The sequence below is a fragment of the Lentilactobacillus kefiri genome (assembly GCF_007989105.1).
Classification (GTDB): Bacteria; Bacillota; Bacilli; order Lactobacillales; family Lactobacillaceae; genus Lentilactobacillus; species Lentilactobacillus kefiri.
The window spans coordinates 1-846 of sequence record NZ_BJVK01000103.1; the positions used below are offsets into that span (position 1 = coordinate 1).

Annotated in this window: 1 pseudogene; it reads left to right on the forward strand. The window is 44.6% G+C overall.

Annotated elements, in window-relative coordinates:
• Positions 1-117 precede the first annotated feature (117 nt).
• Positions 118-846 (forward strand): annotated as a pseudogene (locus LKE01_RS11870) (IS256-like element IS1310 family transposase); the annotation flags it as partial.

Below are 846 nucleotides of genomic sequence, written 5' to 3' on the forward strand. Positions count from 1 at the left end.
GAGAGCGTAAAATATCTTGTGTAAATGCATAAAAGATTTCTGAATTGTATAGAAATAGGGAATGCCTTCCCTTATGATATTTAGTAATCACAGAAAACATCACAGGAGGCATTCCCCATGAATGAACTTACCACAGAAATTATCGCTGCACTAGCCCAAAAGCAAGATTTGGACGAAGTTTTTCGTCACCACCTCGAAATTGCGATTAACCAGCTGCTTCAAACCGAATTGGCAGAGTTTTTGGGTTACGAACGCTACTCATACGCTGGGATTAACACTGGTAATAACCGCAACGGCAGTTATGAGCGCTCGTTTGATACGAAGTACGGCCAACTTAACTTAACCATTCCTCGAGATCGCAATGGCCGGTTTGAAAATCATACCTTGCCAGCCTACGGTCGGCACAGTGATAATTTAGAAACAACGGTCATTCAGTTGTATACCAAGGGAATTACCACTGCTGAAATTGCCGAACTCATTGAGAAAATGTACGGTGCTCACTACTCCAAAGCCACGGTTTCCAACATGACTAAAGCCGTCAATGAACAGGTTCAAGCTTTCCAGCAACGTCGACTGGCTTCACAATATGCGGCCATCTTCTTAGATGCCACTTACTTGCCGTTAAAGCGGGATACCGTTCAAAAAGAAGCCGTTCATATTGCGATTGGCATTCGTCCAGATGGTACGAAAGAAGTGCTGAACTACCAAGTGGCGCCAACGGAATCGACTGGAATCTGGACTGAACTGCTGGGAACCTTGATCAAGCAGGGCGTTAAAGATGTGCTGTTGTTTGTGGCCGATGGGTTAGTTGGTTTGGATGAAGGCTTGAATCGGCATTTCCCTAAA